The sequence below is a fragment of the Halobacillus sp. BBL2006 genome (assembly GCF_000786645.1).
Taxonomy (GTDB): Bacteria; Bacillota; Bacilli; order Bacillales; family Halobacillaceae; genus Halobacillus.
The window spans coordinates 1-1,911 of record NZ_JRNX01000860.1 but is presented as its reverse complement, the minus strand read 5'-3'; the positions used below and the strand labels follow the sequence as shown (position 1 = coordinate 1,911).

At 47.5% G+C, this 1,911-nt stretch carries 2 protein-coding genes; both read left to right on the top strand.

Annotation, left to right across the window (positions count from 1 at the left end):
• Positions 1-278: 278 nt before the first annotated feature.
• On the top strand, positions 279-1,430 hold the full coding sequence (locus tag LD39_RS20535; protein ID WP_035553077.1) for an acyl-CoA dehydrogenase family protein: 1,152 nt from the start codon (positions 279-281) through the stop codon (positions 1,428-1,430).
• Positions 1,431-1,448: 18 nt separating this feature from the next.
• A partial coding sequence (locus LD39_RS20530; protein WP_035553074.1) for a beta-ketoacyl synthase N-terminal-like domain-containing protein occupies positions 1,449-1,911 on the top strand: 463 nt, incomplete at its 3' end.

Below are 1,911 nucleotides of genomic sequence, written 5' to 3'. Positions count from 1 at the left end.
GGTGCAGCCTGAACGACCTGACGACATCGGGGTATTGATGTCCTACCCGGAGTCGATCCACTTTCGCGCCGCTTTTTCTTTTTATGAAAAAGAGATCCCCCCTATCCCTGAAGAAGCATTGGAGGCGAAACGGATAGATTAAATCTATGAAAATTCTAAGAGCATCGATTAAATCGCGGGAAGGATCAATCTTCTTATTGAATTATTTTCCGAAAGAACTAAAATAATCCATCACAAATTGATAAGAATCGCTCAACTATTAAAAAGGAGTGGTAAAAATGGATTTTCATTTTGACGAAGATATCGAGTATCTAAAGAAAAATGTCCGAGACTTTATCCAAACGGAGGTAGAGGCTGTAGCCATGGACATTGAGCGGGAGAACAAAATACCTCCTCGTATTATTGAGATGTCCAAAGAGATGGGGTTGTTCGGCCTAAGCATCCCGGAAGAGTACGGCGGATTAGGGATCGGAATGGTCGGCAAATGTGCGCTCTATGAAGAGATAGGTGCTACCCATAACGGGTACACCACGCTGATTGGCGGACATACCGGCATTGGAACGGTCGGAATCGTTGAGCTAGGAAATGAAGAACAAAAGCAAAAGTATTTGCCCGCTCTCGCTCGCGGGGAATCCATCGGAGCCTTTGCCCTGACAGAACCTAGTGCCGGGTCGAACGCCACGAATTTAAAAACAACGGCAGTGAGAAAAGATGACAAGTATATCCTGAACGGGACGAAGCACTATATTACCAACGCTACGGAAGCTGACGTTTTCACGGTAATGGCGGTGACGGATGCGAGTAAAGGGGCGAAAGGAATCACTTCTTTTATTGTGCAAAAAGATTTCCCGGGCTTCCAAGTAGGGGCTGTTGAACCGAAAATGGGCTTACACGGCTCTCATTCGGCAGAGATTATATTAGAAGATTGTGAGGTTCCTGTTGAAAATGTGCTCGGTGAAGAAGGGCAGGGGTACGTGAACGCATTGAAAATCTTAGCGAATGGACGAGCAGGACTAGCTGCCAGGAATCTAGGATCCTGTCAAAAGCTGCTCGATTTATCGATGCAATATACACAGGAGCGTGAACAATTTGGCGTGCCAATTATTGAGCACCAGGCCGTAGCCCACATGGTGTCAGAAATGGCGGTGGAGACAGAGGCGCTTCGCTCCTTCACGTATCGGGTCGCCTGGATGGTCGATCAAGGGAAAAAAGTGATTAAGGAAGCCGCTATGCTTAAGCTCTACGGCTCGGAAGTCTATAACCGTGTAGCGGATAAAGCTGTCCAGGTTCATGGGGGCATCGGTTACATATCGGATTATCCAATAGAGCGCTTTTTCCGCGATGCAAGGATTACTCGAATCTATGAAGGTACATCGGAAATACAGAAAAATATCATCTCCAGTCAGCTGAAAAAAGAGTACAGCTTATAACAAAAGGGAGGCGTTTATGTGAAGGAAAGTTTCGTGATCGTCAGTGCTGTAAGAACCCCGATCGGACGATATGGGGGATCGTTAAGAAGTCTATCATCCGGGCACTTAGCGTCCATAGCCATAGAGGAAGCGATTAAGCGAGCAGGTCTTTCACCTGAACAGGTGGATGAAGCGATCATGGGAGAAGTGCGGCAAACCACTGAATCTTCGAATGTGGCTAGGGTGGCGGCCTTACGAGCAGGTATCCCAGAGTCCTCCCCGGCCTTTACGATCAATCGGTTGTGTGCGTCAGGCATGCAGACCGTTGCTACTGCTATCCAACAGATCGTCTTCGAACAAGCAGACATCGTCGTAGCTGGCGGTACAGAAAGCATGAGCCGTTCTCCTGTGTATCTAAGAAACTCTCGATTTGGCGGAGACAAGCCAATCCTTATAGATTCTAATACGGAGGCAGGTCAGCAGCCGCAAGAAATCTATGGTT

Bases quoted from the DNA above. Each gene is read 5' to 3' on its own strand.
- LD39_RS20535 (WP_035553077.1), top strand. From the start codon at position 279: ATGGATTTTCATTTTGACGAAGATATCGAGTATCTAAAGAAAAATGTC.